Annotated in this window: 17 protein-coding genes; 9 read left to right on the forward strand and 8 right to left on the reverse strand. The window is 71.8% G+C overall.

Annotated features, from left to right (window positions below):
• Positions 1 to 140 precede the first annotated feature (140 nt).
• Positions 141 to 2294 carry an elongation factor G-like protein EF-G2 gene (locus FBZ33_RS09640; RefSeq protein WP_141908778.1) on the reverse strand — a complete coding sequence of 718 codons (2154 nt, stop codon included), beginning with the start codon at positions 2292 to 2294 and terminating at the stop codon, positions 141 to 143.
• Between the two features lie 251 nt (positions 2295 to 2545).
• Here FBZ33_RS09640 and pgsA point away from each other — a divergent pair, with 251 nt between their 5' ends.
• The 6 genes from pgsA (at position 2546) to pdxT (ending at position 7653) form a co-directional block, all read left to right on the forward strand.
• Positions 2546 to 3175 (forward strand): phosphatidylinositol phosphate synthase, encoded by a 630-nt coding sequence (pgsA, locus tag FBZ33_RS09645; protein ID WP_141908779.1) that lies wholly within the window; start codon positions 2546 to 2548, stop codon positions 3173 to 3175.
• Between the two features lie 46 nt (positions 3176 to 3221).
• Complete coding sequence (locus tag FBZ33_RS09650; protein ID WP_141908780.1) at positions 3222 to 4154, forward strand: phosphatidylinositol mannoside acyltransferase; 933 nt, start codon at positions 3222 to 3224, stop codon at positions 4152 to 4154.
• A gap of 58 nt (positions 4155 to 4212) precedes the next feature.
• The gene (locus FBZ33_RS09655; RefSeq protein WP_141908781.1) at positions 4213 to 5373 is read left to right on the forward strand and encodes a glycosyltransferase family 4 protein; all 1161 of its coding nucleotides are present in this window, start codon (positions 4213 to 4215) and stop codon (positions 5371 to 5373) included.
• Between the two features lie 81 nt (positions 5374 to 5454).
• Positions 5455 to 5958 carry a hypothetical protein gene (locus tag FBZ33_RS09660; protein WP_141908782.1) on the forward strand — a complete coding sequence of 168 codons (504 nt, stop codon included), beginning with the start codon at positions 5455 to 5457 and terminating at the stop codon, positions 5956 to 5958.
• A 128-nt stretch (positions 5959 to 6086) separates the two neighbouring features.
• Entirely contained in the window at positions 6087 to 7004 is a 918-nt protein-coding gene (gene pdxS, locus FBZ33_RS09665; protein WP_099852153.1) for a pyridoxal 5'-phosphate synthase lyase subunit PdxS, read from the forward strand.
• 43 nt (positions 7005 to 7047) lie between these two features.
• On the forward strand, positions 7048 to 7653 hold the full coding sequence (pdxT, locus tag FBZ33_RS09670) for a pyridoxal 5'-phosphate synthase glutaminase subunit PdxT (protein ID WP_141908783.1): 606 nt from the start codon (positions 7048 to 7050) through the stop codon (positions 7651 to 7653).
• A 16-nt stretch (positions 7654 to 7669) separates the two neighbouring features.
• Here pdxT and FBZ33_RS09675 read toward each other — a convergent pair whose 3' ends face one another.
• Complete coding sequence (locus tag FBZ33_RS09675) at positions 7670 to 8521, reverse strand: helix-turn-helix transcriptional regulator (protein ID WP_255509116.1); 852 nt, start codon at positions 8519 to 8521, stop codon at positions 7670 to 7672.
• A 104-nt stretch (positions 8522 to 8625) separates the two neighbouring features.
• Here FBZ33_RS09675 and FBZ33_RS09680 point away from each other — a divergent pair, with 104 nt between their 5' ends.
• The 3 genes from FBZ33_RS09680 (at position 8626) to FBZ33_RS09690 (ending at position 10978) form a co-directional block, all read left to right on the forward strand.
• The gene (locus FBZ33_RS09680) at positions 8626 to 9264 is read left to right on the forward strand and encodes an NADPH-dependent FMN reductase (RefSeq protein WP_141908785.1); all 639 of its coding nucleotides are present in this window, start codon (positions 8626 to 8628) and stop codon (positions 9262 to 9264) included.
• A 230-nt stretch (positions 9265 to 9494) separates the two neighbouring features.
• Entirely contained in the window at positions 9495 to 10247 is a 753-nt protein-coding gene (locus FBZ33_RS09685) for a YebC/PmpR family DNA-binding transcriptional regulator (RefSeq protein ID WP_088947365.1), read from the forward strand.
• Positions 10248 to 10357: 110 nt separating this feature from the next.
• Positions 10358 to 10978: a DUF402 domain-containing protein gene (locus tag FBZ33_RS09690; RefSeq protein ID WP_141908786.1), complete on the forward strand. Its 621-nt coding sequence runs from the start codon at positions 10358 to 10360 to the stop codon at positions 10976 to 10978.
• 79 nt (positions 10979 to 11057) lie between these two features.
• Here FBZ33_RS09690 and FBZ33_RS09695 read toward each other — a convergent pair whose 3' ends face one another.
• The 6 genes from FBZ33_RS09695 to FBZ33_RS09720 form a co-directional block, all read right to left on the reverse strand.
• Entirely contained in the window at positions 11058 to 12119 is a 1062-nt protein-coding gene (locus tag FBZ33_RS09695) for an ABC transporter permease (protein ID WP_141908787.1), read from the reverse strand.
• Entirely contained in the window at positions 12116 to 13009 is an 894-nt protein-coding gene (locus FBZ33_RS09700; protein WP_141908788.1) for an ABC transporter ATP-binding protein, read from the reverse strand. The genes FBZ33_RS09695 and FBZ33_RS09700 overlap by 4 nt, the downstream gene beginning before the upstream one ends.
• An 81-nt stretch (positions 13010 to 13090) precedes the next feature.
• Positions 13091 to 13810 carry a response regulator transcription factor gene (locus FBZ33_RS09705; protein WP_141908789.1) on the reverse strand — a complete coding sequence of 240 codons (720 nt, stop codon included), beginning with the start codon at positions 13808 to 13810 and terminating at the stop codon, positions 13091 to 13093.
• Positions 13807 to 15150, reverse strand: a complete 1344-nt coding sequence (locus FBZ33_RS09710; protein WP_141908790.1) for a sensor histidine kinase — start codon at positions 15148 to 15150, stop codon at positions 13807 to 13809. Before FBZ33_RS09710 ends, FBZ33_RS09705 begins: the two co-directional genes overlap by 4 nt.
• 119 nt (positions 15151 to 15269) lie before the next feature.
• Complete coding sequence (locus tag FBZ33_RS09715) at positions 15270 to 16217, reverse strand: permease prefix domain 1-containing protein (RefSeq protein ID WP_141908791.1); 948 nt, start codon at positions 16215 to 16217, stop codon at positions 15270 to 15272.
• Complete coding sequence (locus tag FBZ33_RS09720; protein ID WP_088947375.1) at positions 16214 to 16555, reverse strand: PadR family transcriptional regulator; 342 nt, start codon at positions 16553 to 16555, stop codon at positions 16214 to 16216. The genes FBZ33_RS09715 and FBZ33_RS09720 overlap by 4 nt, the downstream gene beginning before the upstream one ends.
• Positions 16556 to 16613: the final 58 nt, after the last annotated feature.

Genomic DNA, 16613 nt, shown 5'->3' on the forward strand with positions numbered 1-16613 from the left:
GAGCTGCCCCGCATCTGGGGCAGCTCTACAGGGCGCGCGACATGCCATGCCAACCCGCCGAACCGCCGCTGTCGAGCACGAGTTGTGCCTCGCGGTTCGCGGTTCGCGGTTCGCGGTTCGCGGGCTCGGTGGGGCGATGGTCAGGGGGTGTGTTCCTTGCGGATCTGGTCGGCCAGGTGCGCGGGCATGGGGTCGTGCCGGACGAAGTGACGGCGGAAGGTGCCGGTGCCAGCCGTCATCGAGCGCAGCTCGACGGCGTAGCGCAGCAACTCGGTGGCCGGCACCTCGGCGCGGACGAGGGTGCGGCCCTCGGTGTCCGGGTCCGGTTCGGTGCCGAGCACCCGGCCACGCCGGCTGGACAGGTCACCCATCACGGGGCCCACCGAGCCGTCGGGCACCCGGATGGTGACCTCGTCGATCGGCTCCAGCAACGCCGGCTGGCCACGGTCGGCGGCGTCGCGCAACGCCAGCGCACCGGCGGTCTGGAAGGCCGCGTCGGAGGAGTCGACGCTGTGCGCCTTGCCGTCCACCAGGGTCACCCGCAGGTCCACCACCGGGTGACCGGCGACCAGGCCACGTTCGAGCTGGGCGCGGACACCCTTCTCGACCGAGGGGATGTAGTTGTGCGGCACCGCGCCGCCGACGACCCGGTCGACGAACTCGAAACCGCTGCCCGGGGGCAGGGGCTCGACCTCGATGTCGCAGACCGCGTACTGGCCGTGGCCACCGGACTGCTTGACGTGCCGGCCGTGCCCCCTGGCGGGCGCGGTCATCGTCTCGCGCAGTGACACCTTGACCGGCTCGGTGTCCAGTTCGACGCCGCCGGCGCGCAGCCGGTCGAGCACCACGTCAGCGTGTGCCTCACCCATGCACCAGAGCACCAACTGGTGGGTCTCCGGGTTGCGCTCCAGCCGCAGCGTGGGATCGCCGGCGACCAGGCGGGCGAGGTTGCGGGCCAGGGCGTCCTCGTCGGCGCGGCTGTGGGCGACGACCGCCACCGGCAGCAGCGGTTCCGGCATCTCCCAGGGTGCGATCAGCAGCGGTTCGTCCCGGGCGGAGATGGTGTCGCCGGTCTCGGCGCTGCCCGACTTGGTGATCGCGCAGATGTCGCCGGCCACGCAGAGCGGCACCTCCCGCAGGGTGGCGCCCAGCGGGGTGAAGATGTGCCCGACCCGCTCGTCGGCGTCGTGGTCGGGGTGCCCGCGTTCGGCCATGCCGTGGCCCGAGACGTGCATGGTCTGGTCGGGGCGCAGCGTGCCGGAGAACACCCGGACCAGCGACACCCGGCCGACGTGGCGGTCGATGGTGGTCTTGACGACCTCCGCGACGAGCGGCCCGGCCGGGTCGCAGGTCAGCGGCGGACGCGGCGAGCCGTCCACGCCGGTCACCGCCGGCAACTCGTGCTCCAGCGGCGACGGGAACGCGGCGGTCAGCACCTCCAACAGCACGTCCAGCCCGACACCGGTCGCGGCGCAGACCGGCACCACCGGGTAGAAGTGGCCCCGGGCGACGGCCTTCTCCAGGTCGTCGATGAGCACCTCGGTGCTGATCTCCTCGCCGTCGAGGTAACGGTCCATGAGGGTCTCGTCCTCGCTTTCGGCGATGATCCCCTCGATCAGCTCGTCGCGGGACTCGTCGATGGCCCGCTGGTGCTCCGGGTCGGGATCGCGGACGTCGGCGGGAAGCCCGGCGGAATAGTCGAAGACCCGGCGGGTGATCAGGCCGAGCAGACCCTCGGTGGACACGCCGTCGTCGCCGAGCATCGGCAGGTAGAGCGGCATCACGTTGTCGCCGAAGAGGCGCTGGCAGAGCGCCACCGTCTCGTCGACGTCGGCGCGGGGCTGGTCCAGTCGGGCCACCGCGACCGCGCGGGGCATGTCGACGGCCGCGCACTCCTCCCACAGCGCGACGGTGGCCGCGTCCATGCCGCCGGCCGCCGAGACGACGAAGAGCGCTGCGTCGGCGGCCCGCAGCCCGGCGCGCAGCTCGCCGACGAAGTCCGCGTACCCGGGGGTGTCCAGCAGGTTGACCTTGATGCGGTTGTGCAGCAGCGGCGCGCAGGACAGGCTGACCGAGCGCTGCTGGCGGACGGCCGCGGGATCGTGGTCGCCGACAGTGGTGCCGTCGACGACGCTGCCGGCCCGGCCGATCGTGCCGGTGGCCGCGAGCAGCGCCTCGACCAGTGTCGTCTTGCCCGCTCCGGAGTGCCCGACGAGCACCACGTTGCGGACCCGCTCGGGCTCGGTCAGCACGGGCGTGCCGCCGGTGGAACCCTTCTCATGCTTTTGCGCCATGGGGCGCACCTCCCTCAGCCGGTGGTGGGTGGCGACCGCCGCGCGAGGTGGAAGCGGCCCGGGGCGAGAGCGCGGCGATATCCTCCGGTGGTCTGCTGCACAGCGGGAACGGGACGGGCGGACGGGTGAGCTGGCTCACCTCCCGGCTCGATCTCACACCCCTCGTCGGGTAGGCACAAGCCTCTCGCAGGCGCGTCGGCGGGACCGGCCGTATCGGCGGAGCTGGGGCGACCGTTATCGTGGGGACCGCCATGGCGAAGATCTTCCAAGTGTCGGCCCGCGCGGGGATGACCCGCGTCGTCGAGCCGATTGCCCGCGCCCTTCTGCGCGCCGGCGTCACCCCCAATGCCGTCACCGTCGCGGGCACCGTTGGTGTGCTCGTCGGCGCGCTCGGCTTCGGTGCCCGAGGCCATCTGGTCGCGGGCGCGTTGATCGTCACCCTGTTCGCGCTCACCGACCTGCTCGACGGGACGATGGCCCGAATGAGCGGCGGCTCCACCAGGTTCGGCGCGTTCCTCGACTCAAGCATGGACCGGGTCGCCGACAGCGCCGTCTTCGGCGCCGTCGCGTACTGGCTGGCCACGCAGGGCAACTACTCCGGGGTGGCCGCCGCGTTGGTCTGCCTGGCCGCAGGCAGCCTGGTCTCCTACGTGAAGGCTCGCGCCGAGGGGCTCGGCATGACCTGCAACGTGGGCATCGCCGAGCGCACCGAGCGGCTGCTGATCGTCGGGGTCGGCGGCATCCTCACCGGCCTGAACGTGAAGCCGGCGCTGGAGATCGCGCTCTGGCTGCTCGCCGCAGTGTCGATCTTCACGGTGGGGCAGCGGATGGCGCACGTCTACCGTCAGGCCCAGCAGCTCCAGCCGGACGGTCAGGCGTGAGCGGCGCGGCGGGGACCCGGCGCCGGACGACCGGCGGCCGGGCCGCGTGAACCTCACCGAGCTCGGCTACGTCGCCGGCTGGCGGGTGGTCCGCGCGTTACCTCGGCCGTTGGTGGCGGCGGCGTTCCAGGCGGGCGCGGACCGCGCCCACCGCACCGGCGGTGGGGGTACGGCCCGACTGCGCGCGAACCTGCGCCGGGTGGTCGGTCCGGACCTGCCCGACGCCGAGCTGGACGATCTCGTCAAGCGCGGGTTGCGCTCGTACGCCCGGTACTGGATGGAGGCGTTCCGGCTGCCCTCGCTGAGCCGCGCGCAGATCCTGTCCGGTTTCCGGCTCGACGGCGCCGAGTTGCTCGCCGCGGACGTGGCCGCTGGCCGGGGCGCGGTGGTGGCGTTGCCGCACGCCGGCAACTGGGACGCCGCGGGCGCCTGGGTGGCGGCCACCGGTTGGCCGATCGCCACCGTCATGGAGCGGCTCAAGCCGGAGGGCGTGTACAAGCGGTTCCTGGCCTTCCGAGAGGTCCTCGGGATGGAGATCCTGCCGACGCACGGTGGGCCACGTCCGGCGTTCGACGTGCTGCTGGACCGGGTACGCGCCGGTGCGGTGGTGCCGCTGCTGGCCGACCGGGACCTCTCCGCCCGCGGGGTGGAGGTGGACTTCTTCGGCGGGAAGACCCGGATGCCGGCCGGGCCCGCACTGCTGGCGCTGCACACCGGAGCGCCGCTCTACGTGGCCTCGATGTGGTACGAACCGGACGCCGCGTGCGCGTCGCTCGCGGGCCCGCTGCCGGTCCCCGGACCCGAGGTGGGGCCTTTGGACCAGCGGGTCCGTTCGCTGACCCAGCTGATCGCCGACCGTCTGGCGGCGGGCATCGCCCGGCATCCGGAAGACTGGCACATGTTGCAGCGGATGTGGCTGGACCAGCGGAGGACGGGGGACGGCACAGAGCTGCCCTCGTCGGCGTCCGGTCAGGTCTGAGGGGGTGGTGGGTGCGGTGGGATGGTGTCCCACGGTCACGGACAGGGGGCGCTGACGCATGCGGATCGGCATCGTGTGCCCGTACTCCTTCGACGTCCCCGGCGGGGTGCAGAACCACGTCATGGACCTCGCCGAGGCGCTGATCGCGCTCGGCCACGAGGTCAGCGTGCTCGCCCCGGCCGACGAGGATTCGCCGCTGCCGGCGTACGTGGTGTCCGCCGGCCGTGCCATGCCGCTGCCGTACAACGGATCGGTGGCCCGGATCGCGTTCGGCCCGGTCTCGACCGCCCGGGTCCGGCGTTGGATCACCAATGGCGACTTCGACGTGCTGCACGTGCATGAGCCGCTCACGCTGAGCCTGTCGCTGCTGGCCGTGCTCTCCGCTCGCGGCCCGGTGGTGGCCACGTTCCACACCGCGATGACCCGTTCGCGGGTGTTGGCGGCGGCGCAGGGTGTGCTCCAGATCGTGTTGGAGCGGATCACCGCCCGGATCGCGGTCAGCGCGCTGGCCCGCAAGGTGCAGGTCGAGCACATGGACGGCGGCGCGGTGGAGATCCCCAACGGGGTGGCGGTGGCGAAGTTCGCCGACGTCGAGCCGTTGCCGGGCTGGCCGGGTGAGTGTGCCCCGGGCTCCGGCGGCACGCTGGGCTTCCTGGGCCGGTTCACCGAGGCGCGAAAGGGCTTCCCGGTGCTGCGCGACGCGTTCGTGGCGCTGGCCGCCACCAGGCCGGGGCTACGGCTGCTCGTCGCCGGCCCGGGTGCTCCCGACGACCTGTACGACCAGTTCCCGCCCGACCTGCACGAGCGCGTCACGTTCCTCGGCCTGGTCACCGAACCGGACAAGGCGCGGATGCTGCGCAGTGTGCACCTCTACGTGGCACCGAACACCGGCGGCGAGTCCTTCGGCATGATCCTCACCGAGGCGTTGGCGGCCGGCACGACGGTCGTCGCCAGCGACCTGGACGCGTTCCGGCGGGTGCTCGACGGTGGGCGTGCTGGCCGGCTGTTTCCCACCGGTGACCCGGCGGGGCTGCGCGACGCCCTGGCCGAGCTGTTGGACGACCCGGCGGGTCGGGCCGCACTGACCGCCTGCGGGGATCAGGTCGTGGCGAATTTCGACTGGCCCGTGGTTGCTCGCCGCGTTCTGGAGGTATACGCAGCGGCGATCGAAGCAACCGACGGGCGGGTCATCGACCAGGAATGGGTGGGGCTGGGCTGACCGGTGTGACGGATGGTGCGGCAGCGACCGGTTGTCCGGCGTGACCGCACCCACTCGGAGCTGAAACGGAGCAGCACTACGATGCCGCACATGTGGTGGGTGGTGGCCGCGAGCGTGGTCGTGGGGCTGGTCGCGGCGTACCTCATCTGGACCGCCGGCCGGGTCGAGAGGTTGCAGAGCCGCGCGGAGCTGGCGGCCCGGGCTCTCGACGCTCACCTGCTGCGTCGGGCGGCCGCGGCGGCCGTGCTGGCCGAGCGGCGCTTCGGCGTGGAGCTGTACGCGGCGGCCCGCATCGCCCTGGACGCCAGCCCGGACGAGCGGGAGGCGGCGGAGAACGACCTGACCCGGCAGCTGCGTTCCGTGCCGTTGGATCAGGGCGATCCGGACTGCGGGGCGGTCATCGCCGCCAGTCGCCGGCTCGCGCTGTCCCGCCAGGTGCACACCGACCTGGTGCGGGACGCCCGTTCGGCGCGCAGCCGGCCGCTGGTGCGGTTGTTGCGGATGGGGCGGGGTCGGGAGTGGCCGCGCTACTTCGACATCGACGACCCGACCCTGACGGTGCCTGCGGACGTGCCCGCGAGCTGACCCGGTGGGCCGGTGATCGGTGCCACAGAGCAGGCCACCGGGGGTCTGATTGGCTGTCGGTGCGGCGTTGAACCGCGCGTAGCATTTTCGCTGCCACCCCCAGGAGCCCGTCCAAGGAGCGATGACCCGTGCCCGAAAACACCGTCTCGAACACCGGTACCGCCCCCGTCGTCGGCACCGCCCGCGTGAAGCGTGGCATGGCCGAGATGCTCAAGGGCGGCGTGATCATGGATGTGGTCAATGCCGAGCAGGCCAAGATCGCTGAGGACGCCGGCGCCGTCGCGGTGATGGCCCTGGAGCGGGTGCCCGCCGACATCCGCGCGCAGGGCGGGGTGTCCCGGATGAGCGACCCCGACATGATCGACGGGATCATCGAGGCGGTCTCCATCCCGGTGATGGCCAAGGCCCGCATCGGTCACTTCGTCGAGGCGCGGATCCTCCAGTCGCTCGGCGTGGACTACGTCGACGAGTCCGAGGTGCTGACCCCGGCGGACTACGCGAACCACATCGACAAGTGGGCCTTCACGGTGCCCTTCGTCTGCGGCGCGACCAACCTGGGCGAGGCGCTGCGCCGGATCACCGAGGGCGCGGCCATGATCCGCTCCAAGGGTGAGGCCGGCACCGGTGACGTCTCCAACGCCACCACCCACATGCGGAAGATCCGTCAGGAGATCGCCCGGCTGTCCTCGCTGCCGACCGACGAGCTGTACGTCGCGGCCAAGGAGCTGCAGGCCCCGTACGACCTGGTCAAGGAGGTCGCCGAGAGCGGCAAGCTGCCGGTGGTGCTGTTCACCGCCGGCGGGATCGCCACTCCGGCCGACGCGGCGATGATGATGCAGCTCGGCGCGGAGGGCGTCTTCGTCGGTTCCGGCATCTTCAAGGCCGGCAACCCGGCCCAGCGGGCCGCCGCGATCGTCAAGGCCACCACCTTCCACGACGACCCGGACGTGCTGGCAAAGGTTTCCCGGGGTCTCGGCGAGGCGATGGTCGGCATCAACGTCGACGAGATCCCGCAGCCGCACCGCCTGGCCGAGCGCGGCTGGTGAGCGCTCCTTCGGGCGGCGTGAACCGGAGAGGAACTGTGTGAACGTGACGGCACCCGTGATCGGCGTTCTCGCGCTCCAGGGGGACGTCCGCGAGCACGTCGCGGCACTGGTCGCGGCGGGCGCGGACGCCCGCCCGGTCCGGCGTCCGACCGAGCTGGACGCGGTCGACGGCCTGGTCATTCCCGGGGGCGAGTCCACCACCATCAGCAAGCTCACCGACATCTTCGAGATGCGCGAGCCGATCGACAAGCGGATCGCCGACGGCATGCCGGTCTACGGATCCTGCGCGGGCATGATCATGCTGGCGACGGTGGTGTTGGACGGCCGACCGGACCAGCGGGGCTTCGCCGGCATCGACATGACCGTCCGGCGCAACGCGTTCGGCCGGCAGGTCGACTCGTTCGAGGCGCCGGTGGAGATCACCGGGGTGCCGGGGGAGCCGTTCCACGCGGTGTTCATCCGCGCGCCCTGGGTCGAGCGGGTCGGTGCCGGCGTCCAGGTGATCGGGACGGTGACCGACGGCCCGGCCGCCGACCGGATCGTGGCCGTCCGGCAGGGCAACCTGCTGGCCACCTCGTTCCACCCGGAGCTGACCGGTGACCTGCGCGTGCACGCGTACTTCGTGGACCTGGTGCGGGCCGCCTCCTGACGGCGTGCCCCGTTGCTCAGCCGGCGACCGCCCGGAGCTGCCCCGGGCGGCGGCCGGCCAGCTGGTCGAGCGCGATGGCCGTGGCGGCGTCGGCGGGCAACTGCACCACCAGGCGCTGCGGGTCGGCATCGGCCAGCTCCAGGGTCTCGACGTTGAGGCGCAACAGCCCCGCCGCCGGATGTCGCACCGTCAGCAGACCGGTACGCGCGGCGGTGACCGGTCGCTGCCGCCAACGGTCGACGAACGGCGCGCCCACCGTACGGGCCAGCCGCTCGGCGAAGGCGTCGCTGGCCGGATCGCCCCGGCGCAGCAGGTGCAGCTCCGCGACCTGCTGGTCGGCCAGCGCCGACCACTGCGGATAGTGCGCACGGGCCCGCTCGTCGGTCAGCACGAACCAGACCAGGTTCGGTCGCGACCCGTCCAGCAGCCCGAGCGGGCGGGCGAGCACGTCGAATGGCTCATTCCAGGCCAGCACGTCGCCGAGCCGGTTGAGCACGTACGCCGGGGTGTCGCGCAGCGCGTCGAGCATCGCGCGGACCGTGGGCCGGACGGTGCGGGACACCGTCGGCCGGTCACCCGAGCAGAGCTGTCGGGCGTGCTGAGCCGAGGCGAGTTGCCGCAGGTGTTCGCGGTCGGCGCTGTCCAGGCGCAGCGCGTCGGCGAGCGCGGCGAGGATCTCCGGCGATGGTCGGGTGTCGCGGCCCTGTTCCAGTCGGGTCAGGTATTCCACGCTGACCTGCGCCAACGTCGCCAGCTCGGCCCGGCGCAGCCCGGGGGTGCGTCGGCGGGGGCCCTCGGGGAGGCCGACCTCGGCCGGCCGCCGCGCCTCGCGGCGACTGCGCAGGAAGGCGCCCAGCTCTCCGTCCATCACCGAGCCAGTCTGGCAGTCGGCGTCGGCCGGTGGGTGGCCCTGGCAGGGCCATCCTCGCGGCGGTCTCCCCCCACCGCCGCGTGGCTCGCAGGATCGGGGGCATGAGAAACGCACAGAGCACAGGACCGCTGCGGATCGGTGTGATCGTGGGCAGCACCCGTCCGGGTCGGCGCGGCGCGGCGGTCGCCCGTTGGGTCATGGAGGTGGCCGAGCGGCACGAGGCGGTACGCGCCGGGGACGCCGTCTTCACACTGGTGGACCTCGCCGAACAGGCATTACCACTGTTGGACGAGCCGGTGCCGGCGCTGTTCGGCGACTACCGGCACCCGCACACCCGGCGGTGGGCGGAGGTGGTGGACGGCTGCGACGCCTTCGTCTTCGTCACCCCGGACTACAACCGCTCGATACCGGCAGCGCTCAAGAACGGCATCGACTTCCTGTACGCGGAGTGGACCGACAAGGTGGCCGGCGTGCTGAGCTACGGCGTGCAGGGCGGCACCCGGGCCGCCGATCACCTGCGGGCGATTCTGACCGAGGTGCGGACGGTGGTGGCGCCGACCGGAGTGGCGCTGTCGATCTTCACTGACTTCGACTTCACCGGCGCCGACCCTGGTGACCGGACCGCCGGCCGCTTCGCGCCGGGTGACGGTCGGGAAGCGGAGCTGTCCACGATGCTCGCCGAGATCGTGACCTGGTCGCGGGTGCTTCGGCCGGCAGATCGTGCGCTGTTGGGGTCGTAGCCCATCGCGGATTTCGTCCCGTCTGCCCCGGTCTGGGGGGACGGGACGGAGTCGCCGCGCGCGGTGCATGACAGCGACCCGGGGGACGTCGGTAGGATTGCGGAGATTCGGCAGGGCCATCTGCCCGCCAGGCTTCCGCCAGAGCTGACCGGCACCTCCGCGTGCGCCGGCGGGAGTGGGGCGTGAGCGGTGCGGTCGATGCAGACGGCGGGTAGCAACGGAGGTAGAAGATGTCCGGCCACTCAAAGTGGGCGACGACCAAGCACAAGAAGGCCGTCATCGACGCCAAGCGCGGCAAGATGTTCGCCAAGCTGATCAAGAACGTCGAGGTGGCCGCGCGGATCGGCGGCGGCGACCCCACCGGCAACCCGACTCTCTTCGACGCGATCCAGAAGGCGAAGAAGAGCTCGGTGCCGAACGACAACATCGACCGCGCCGTCAAGCGCGGCTCCGGCCTGGAAGCGGGCGGCGCCGACTGGCAGACGATCATGTATGAGGGGTACGGCCCGAACGGCGTGGCCATGCTCATCGAGTGCCTCACCGACAACCGCAACCGGGCGGCCACCGAGGTGCGGACGGCGCTGACCCGCAACGGCGGCTCGCTCGCCGACGCCGGCTCGGTGTCGTACATGTTCTCCCGCAAGGGCGTGGTGATCGTGCCCAAGGAGGGCACCAGCGAGGACGACGTGATGATGGCCGTCCTCGACGCCGGCGCCGAGGAGGTCAACGACCTCGGTGAGGCGTACGAGGTGGTCTCCGAGCCGACCGACCTGGTCCCGGTGCGGACTGCGCTGCAGGACGCCGGCATCGAGTACGAGTCGGCGGAGTCCTCGCTGATCCCCAGCATGAACATCCCGCTGGACGAAGAGGGCGCCCGCAAGATCTTCAAGCTGATCGACGTCCTGGAAGACTGCGACGACGTGCAGAACGTCTACGCGAACTTCGACATCAGCGACGACGTGATGGCGGCGGTCGACGCCTGAGAGCGGTCCACTCGGAACCACGGAGGTCGGGGTGTCCCTCGCGCTGGGACACCCCGACTTTCGCAAAGCCGGGTGGACCGGGCGATGGCGTCGAACGTGGAGGTGGGAAGGTGGCGGCAGACCGGTTCGCGCCAGGTGACACGGTGGTGCGCCGTGAGGTGCTGCGGGGCGAGGTCTGGTTCGCCTGCCCGACGATCTGCGTCCAGGACTCGCCCGACCTGCTCGCCCTCTACCTTCCACCGGGAGCCGAGTTCGGCTTCCCGAAGACCGGCGTCTTTCCCTGCGGACGGCACCCGTGGGAGACCGCCGGGCACCGCTCCTGGTCCGGCCACGGCAAGCTGATGCTGCAACGCCCCGGCGAGGCGCACTCGGTCGACGTGTTCTGGACGGGGCCGGGGCGCGACTTCGCCGGCTGGTACTTCAACCTCCAGGACCCGGTGCGTCGTACGCCGATCGGGGTGGACACCCTCGACCACGAGCTGGACCTGTGGTGGGGCGCGGACGCCGACCGGTACGTCTGGAAGGACGTGGAGATGTTCGCCCAGCGCCTCGTCGAGGGGCGCTACCCCGGGATGGCTGACGCGATCCAGGCCGAGGGTGACCGGATCGCGGCGCTGCTCGACGCGAGCGAGCGTTGGTGGGACCCGGCGTGGGCGCAATGGCACCCCGATCCGGCCTGGTCGGTGCCCCCGCTGCCCACCGGCTGGGACCAGGTGCCGCCCGCCCGCTGAGCACTCGGAACCGGGCCGTACGGCGGCGGGCGCCGGCATCCGTCAGGACACCGGCGCCCGCGTGGGGCGAACCGTCGACTCAGCCGATCGTCTCGCGCTCCCGCCAGGCGGCGCGCAGCGAGGTCCGGCCGTTGGTGCGCAGGAGTGAACCCTCGTAGACCCGGGCCCCGGCGATCACGAACGCTCCGGCGGCGACCAGCAGGATGACCAGCGAGACGATCGGTTCCCAGGTGGCCGCGTCACCGGTGAACAGCCGCAGGGGCATGGCCGTCGGCGACGAGAACGGCAGGTACGACAGCACCCGCATCGCTGTGGCGTTGTCGTTCAGGAAGATCACCGCGAAGAACGGCAGCATGACGGCGAACTGCACGGGTGTCGACACGGCGGCGATGTCCTCCTGCCGGTTGGCCAGCGCGCCGGCTGCCGCCCACATCGCGGCGAGCAGCACGAAACCGAGCAGGAAGAACGGCACGAACCAGCCGATCGCCGGCGCGAGCAGGCTGAGCAGTCCGCCGCTGTCGCCGATCTGCATGCCGAGCACCGCCACCACGGCGATGAGCGCGATCTGTGCGAACGCCAGGATGCCGCCGGCCACCACCTTGCCGGCCAGCAACGCCCGCACCGGCACCGCCGCGACCAGGATCTCCACGATGCGGGTCTGCTTCTCCTCGGTGACGCTCTGCGCGATCTGCAGGCCGAAGGTCTGCGACGTGATGAAGAAGACGAACGCGAAGACGAACGGCACCAGGAACGCCACCACCGGGTCGACCGCGTCCGGGTCAAGCAACTGCACCGGCGGCGAGGTGCTCAGCGCCTGGACCACGTCGGTGGGGGACTCGTCCATCGCGAGAACCTTCGGACCGGAGACCACCGCCGCGTCCACGTCACCGTCGCGGACGGCCTGCTCGGCGGCCCGGTCGTCGGCGACCACGCGGACGTCGAGTCCGGCGTCCCGCAGCGGCCCGGCTGCCTCCTGGGTGACGGCCACAGAGTCCGGACCGCCGGAGAGCAGCGGCGGCAGGATGGTGCCCGCCGCCGCGATCAGCAGGAAGAAGAGGGTGCCGAACAGGAAGGTGCGGTCGCGGAGTTTGACGCGGATCTCGCGTTCGGCGACCAGCCGGGTGGCCTGGGTGACGTTCACTGGGTGACCTCTCGGAAGATCTCGGTGAGCGAGGGGCTGACCGGGCGGAAGGCGCGGACCGGGCCGCGGGCGAGGGCCGCCTGCAGCACGGGCTGTTCGTCGGCGCCGGCCGGCAGGTCGAAGACGACCCGAGCACCGTCCAGTTCGACCAGGGTGACCCCTGGCTGGTCGCGTACCCAGCCGGCGTCGCCGGCCACCACCAGCTCGTAGCGGGGCACGGTGTACGAGTCGCGCAGTTGCTGCCGGCTGCCTGCGGCGCGGATCACCCCGTCGCCGATGATCACCAGGTCGTCGCAGAGGCGCTCCACGACGTCGAGCTGGTGGCTGGAGAAGAGCACCGGCGCTCCGGCCGAGGCGCGTTCCCGCAGCACGGTGACGACGGTGTCGACGGCGAGGGGATCGAGGCCGGAGAACGGCTCGTCGAGCACCAGCACCTCGGGGTCGTGCACCAGCGCGGCGGCGATCTGGGCCCGTTGCTGGTTGCCCAGCGACAGCGTCTCCAGCAGGTCGTCGCCGCGCGCACCGAGCCCGACCCGTTCCAGCAGGGTGTCGGTGGCGCGCCGAGCCGCCGGTGCGTCCAGGCCGTGCAGCCGGCCCAGGTAGGTCACCTGCTCCCGGGTGGTCATCTTGGGGTAGAGGCCGCGCTCCTCCGGCATGTAACCGAAGCGCTGGCGGTCCTGCCGGGTCAGCGTCCTGCCACCCCAGCTCACCTCGCCGGCGTCCGCGGACAGCACACCCAGGATGATCCGCATGGTGGTGGTCTTGCCGGCGCCGTTGGCGCCGACGAAGCCGGTCATCCGGCCGGCGGCCACCTCGAAGGACACGTTCTTGAGCACCTGCCGGTCGCCGAAACTGCGGTCGACGCCGTCGAGGCGAAGCGTTCTGGTCACGCATCCACGCTAGATCGAATGCGGTGTCACGCCGTCCGTCCGAGGACTGAGCGGGTGGGTCCGTCCTACGACGGATGGCGGTCACCCGCCGGGCCGGACCACCCCGTTCTCGTACGCGAACACCACCGCCTGGACCCGGTCGCGCAGGCCCAGTTTGGCCAGCACCCGACTCACGTGCGTCTTCACCGTCGCCTCGCCCAGGTGCATGCTCGCGGCGATCTCCGCGTTGCTCGACCCGCCGGCGAGCAGCACCAGCACCTCCCGTTCCCGCGGGGTCAGCCCGGCCAGCGCGGCGTCGGCCTCCGGTCCCCGGTGGGCGGTGCCCGCCGGGTCACCGGGACGGGCGAACGTGGAGATCACCCGCCGGGTGATCTCCGGGGCGAGCAGGCCGTCGCCCCTGGCCAGCACACGAATCGCCTCGATCAGCTCCTCCGGCGTGCCGTTCTTCAGCAGGAAGCCACTGGCACCGGCCCGCAGCGCGGCGAAGAGATAGTCGTCCCGGTCGAAGGTCGTGAGGATCAGCACCGCCGGCCCACCGGGCCCGTCGGCGGTGATCTGCCGGGTGGCCTCCAGGCCGTCCATCCCGGGCATCTCCACGTCCATGAGTACGACGTCCGGGCGGGTGGCTCGGGTCATGGTGACGGCCCGTTCGCCGTCGGCCGCCTCGCCGACCACCTCGATGTCGTCCTCCACCTCGAGGATGACCCGGAAGCCGGTGCGGACGAGGTGCTGGTCGTCGGCGAGCAGCACCCGGACGGTCGGACCCGGGGCCGACGGCTCGCCGGTCGGTGCGGCGCTCATGCCGAACGCGCCGTGTCGACGACCGGCTGCTGCTCGTCGCTCGGCGCCCGCTGCGCGCCCACCGGCGGGTCCGCCGCTGCCGGCAGTGGGAAGCGGGCGCGTACCCGCCAACCGCCACCGGCGCGCGGCCCGGCCTCCAGGTCGCCGTCGTGGGCGCTGACCCGTTCGTGCATTCCGATCAGGCCCAGCCCGAGGGCGTTGACCTGGCGGCCACCTCGTCCGTCGTCGGTCACGTCGACCTCCACCTCGCGGGCCAGGTACCGGACCCGCACGTCCAACACGTTCGCTCCGGCGTGCTTCAGGGTGTTGGTCACCGCCTCCTGCGTCACCCGGTAGGCCGCCTGCGAGACCGACTCGGGCAACGCGACCGCGTCGCCGTACACCCCGAGGGTTGCCGTCAGGCCCGCGGCTCGGGCCCGCTCGACCAGCTCGCCGATCCGTTCGACGCCGCCGGTCGCCGGCGGCTCGGCGTCGGCGTTGGCGTTGGCGGGGGCCCGCAGCACGCCGAGCATCCGACGCAGCTCGTCGACGGCGGTGCGGGCGCTCTGCTCGATGGCGGTGAGGGCCGTGCGGGCCTTGCCAGGGTCGCGGTCGAAGACCCGGCGGCAGGCGGACGCCTGCACCCCCATGACCGACACGTGGTGGGCGACCACGTCGTGCAGCTCCCGGGCGATCCGGACCCGTTCGCCGAGCACCGCCCGTTCCCGAGCCTCGGCCTGGGACCGGCGCAGGTCCTCGGCCTGGGTCCGCAGCTCGTGCTCGCGGCGCGCGGCGACCCAGGCGGTCTCGCCGAAGAAGTACGCGAAACCGAAGACCAGCACGTTGACCAGGACGCCGGTGACCATCGCGGCGAGCACCGGTGGCACCGGCCCGACGGCGTCGGCGAAGGCGCCGGGCGGGATGTGGTCGATGGACACCGCGTAGTAGATCCCCAGCCAGGCGAACATCGTGGCGATCACGCCGATCCGCAGCCTGCGGGACCGCTGACGGTCCTGTCCCCAGGCGCCCACCGTGTAGAGGGCGCAGAACAGGGCCCACGAGGAGAACTGGGTCTCCGGGGCCGAGCGCGCCTGCGCGGCGATGAAAGCCACCGAGATGATCAGCAGGGTCGCGGCCGGCCAGCGTCGCCGCCAGATCAGCGGCAGGGTCACCGCGACGGTCCAGAACAGCTGCTCCGGCCCGGACGGCGGTGGACCCAGCAGGAACGCCCCGGTGCTGCGGGCCAGGGTGAGGCTCACCAGGGCCAGTGCGGTCACGCCCAGGCCGAGCCAGAGGTCGACCCGACGTTGCTCTGCCGTCGGGCCGGGTCGGCGCCAGTCCTCTCGCGATGACGTGCTCATCCAGGAACGATGCCACGGAACCCCCGGCGTCCGTCCACCGGGCGGGGCCGTCGCCAGCTCCTGCCGACGGGCGACGGCCCGGCGCGGGGTGCGCGCCGGGCCGTCGTGTCGGGTGTCACTCACGCCGTCTGGCGGCGCGTCTTCAGGGCGGTGTCGATCAGGTCCCAGACCAGGATCGCGGCCGTGCCGACCGCGATGGCGACCCCGATGAGGTTGCGGTTGTCCGCGTCCGCCAGCCAGCTCAGCCGCTCGCCCAGGTCCGCGTTGAGCAGCCGGTCGGAGAGAGCCAGCCACACCAGCGGCACCGAGAACGCGAGGTTGAGCAGCGCCTTGGTCCCGAACAGCGCCCAGTTCCACTGCCCGATCCGGTACTTGACGATCTCGAACACCAGGGTGCCGAGCAGGACGACGATCAGTGCCGGCAGCCAGAAGGACCACAGCGCCGGGTCGAGGATCGGGATGTTGTCGCCGTCGGTGTCGCGTACCCAGGACCGGTAGTGCTGGAACGGTAGGTAGCCGATCGTGCCCACCAGAACGACCACCGACGCGATGGTGTCGGCGAGGGACACGTCGCGGTGCGCCGGGACGTCGGGCAGTTGGTCGACCGTCCAGTCCGGCAGGTCCATGACCGGTTGGGAGCGCTCGATGATCGCAAAGGTCAGGGTGAGCCAGAAACCGATGTGCACGCCCACGTGCAGGGCGACGACGAGACCTGGCCCGATGGCGCCGAAACCGCTTCCCTCGGCGACCTTGACGATGGCGACGATCGTGCCGACGAGCGCCGGGATGAAGCTGAGCAGCAGTTTCAGCAGGCGCAGCCAGACCAGGTAGTAGGTCGGGCCGATGAGCTGCAACCGGCGATCGGCGTACCGGGCGGCCAACTCGTCCGGGTTGCCCAGCTCGGTGAGCACCTCCCGCTCGGCGGTGGGGGCGTCCCGGCCGCTGCCGGTCCGATCCTCGATCATGTCCTCGATCGAGGCGCGTAGCTCGCTGGCGATCTCGTCCCGGCGCTGGGTGGGCACCGAGCGCAGGGTGGCGGCGAGGTAGCGGTCGGTCAGGGTGTTCATCGGTCGGCTCCTTGAATCAGCCCGGTGATGGAGGTCTGTACGGCGGCGAGGTCGTCGAGGAGCCGGGTCAGCATCGACTCGCCCTCGTCGCTGGTCCGGTAGAACTTGCGCGGCCGGCTCTCCGCGGTGTTCCACTCGCTGGTCAGCAGCCCCTGGTCCTCCAGGCGGCGCAGCAGCGGGTAGAGCGTGTTGGCGTCGACCGGGAAGCCGTGGTCGGTGAGCCGTTGCAGCAGTGCGTAGCCGTAGTCCGGTCGGCGCAACGCGACCAGGCTGGCCACCACGACGGTGCCTCGACGTAACTCCTGTAGGTGCGTCCGTAGAACGTCCTCGCTAACCATGTGTCACACCATACTGTGTGGCACACAGTGTTGTCTACGCCAATAGCATCGTGTCACT

The sequence above is a fragment of the Micromonospora sp. A202 genome (assembly GCF_006715105.1).
In the GTDB taxonomy this organism is placed as follows: Bacteria; Actinomycetota; Actinomycetes; order Mycobacteriales; family Micromonosporaceae; genus Micromonospora; species Micromonospora zamorensis.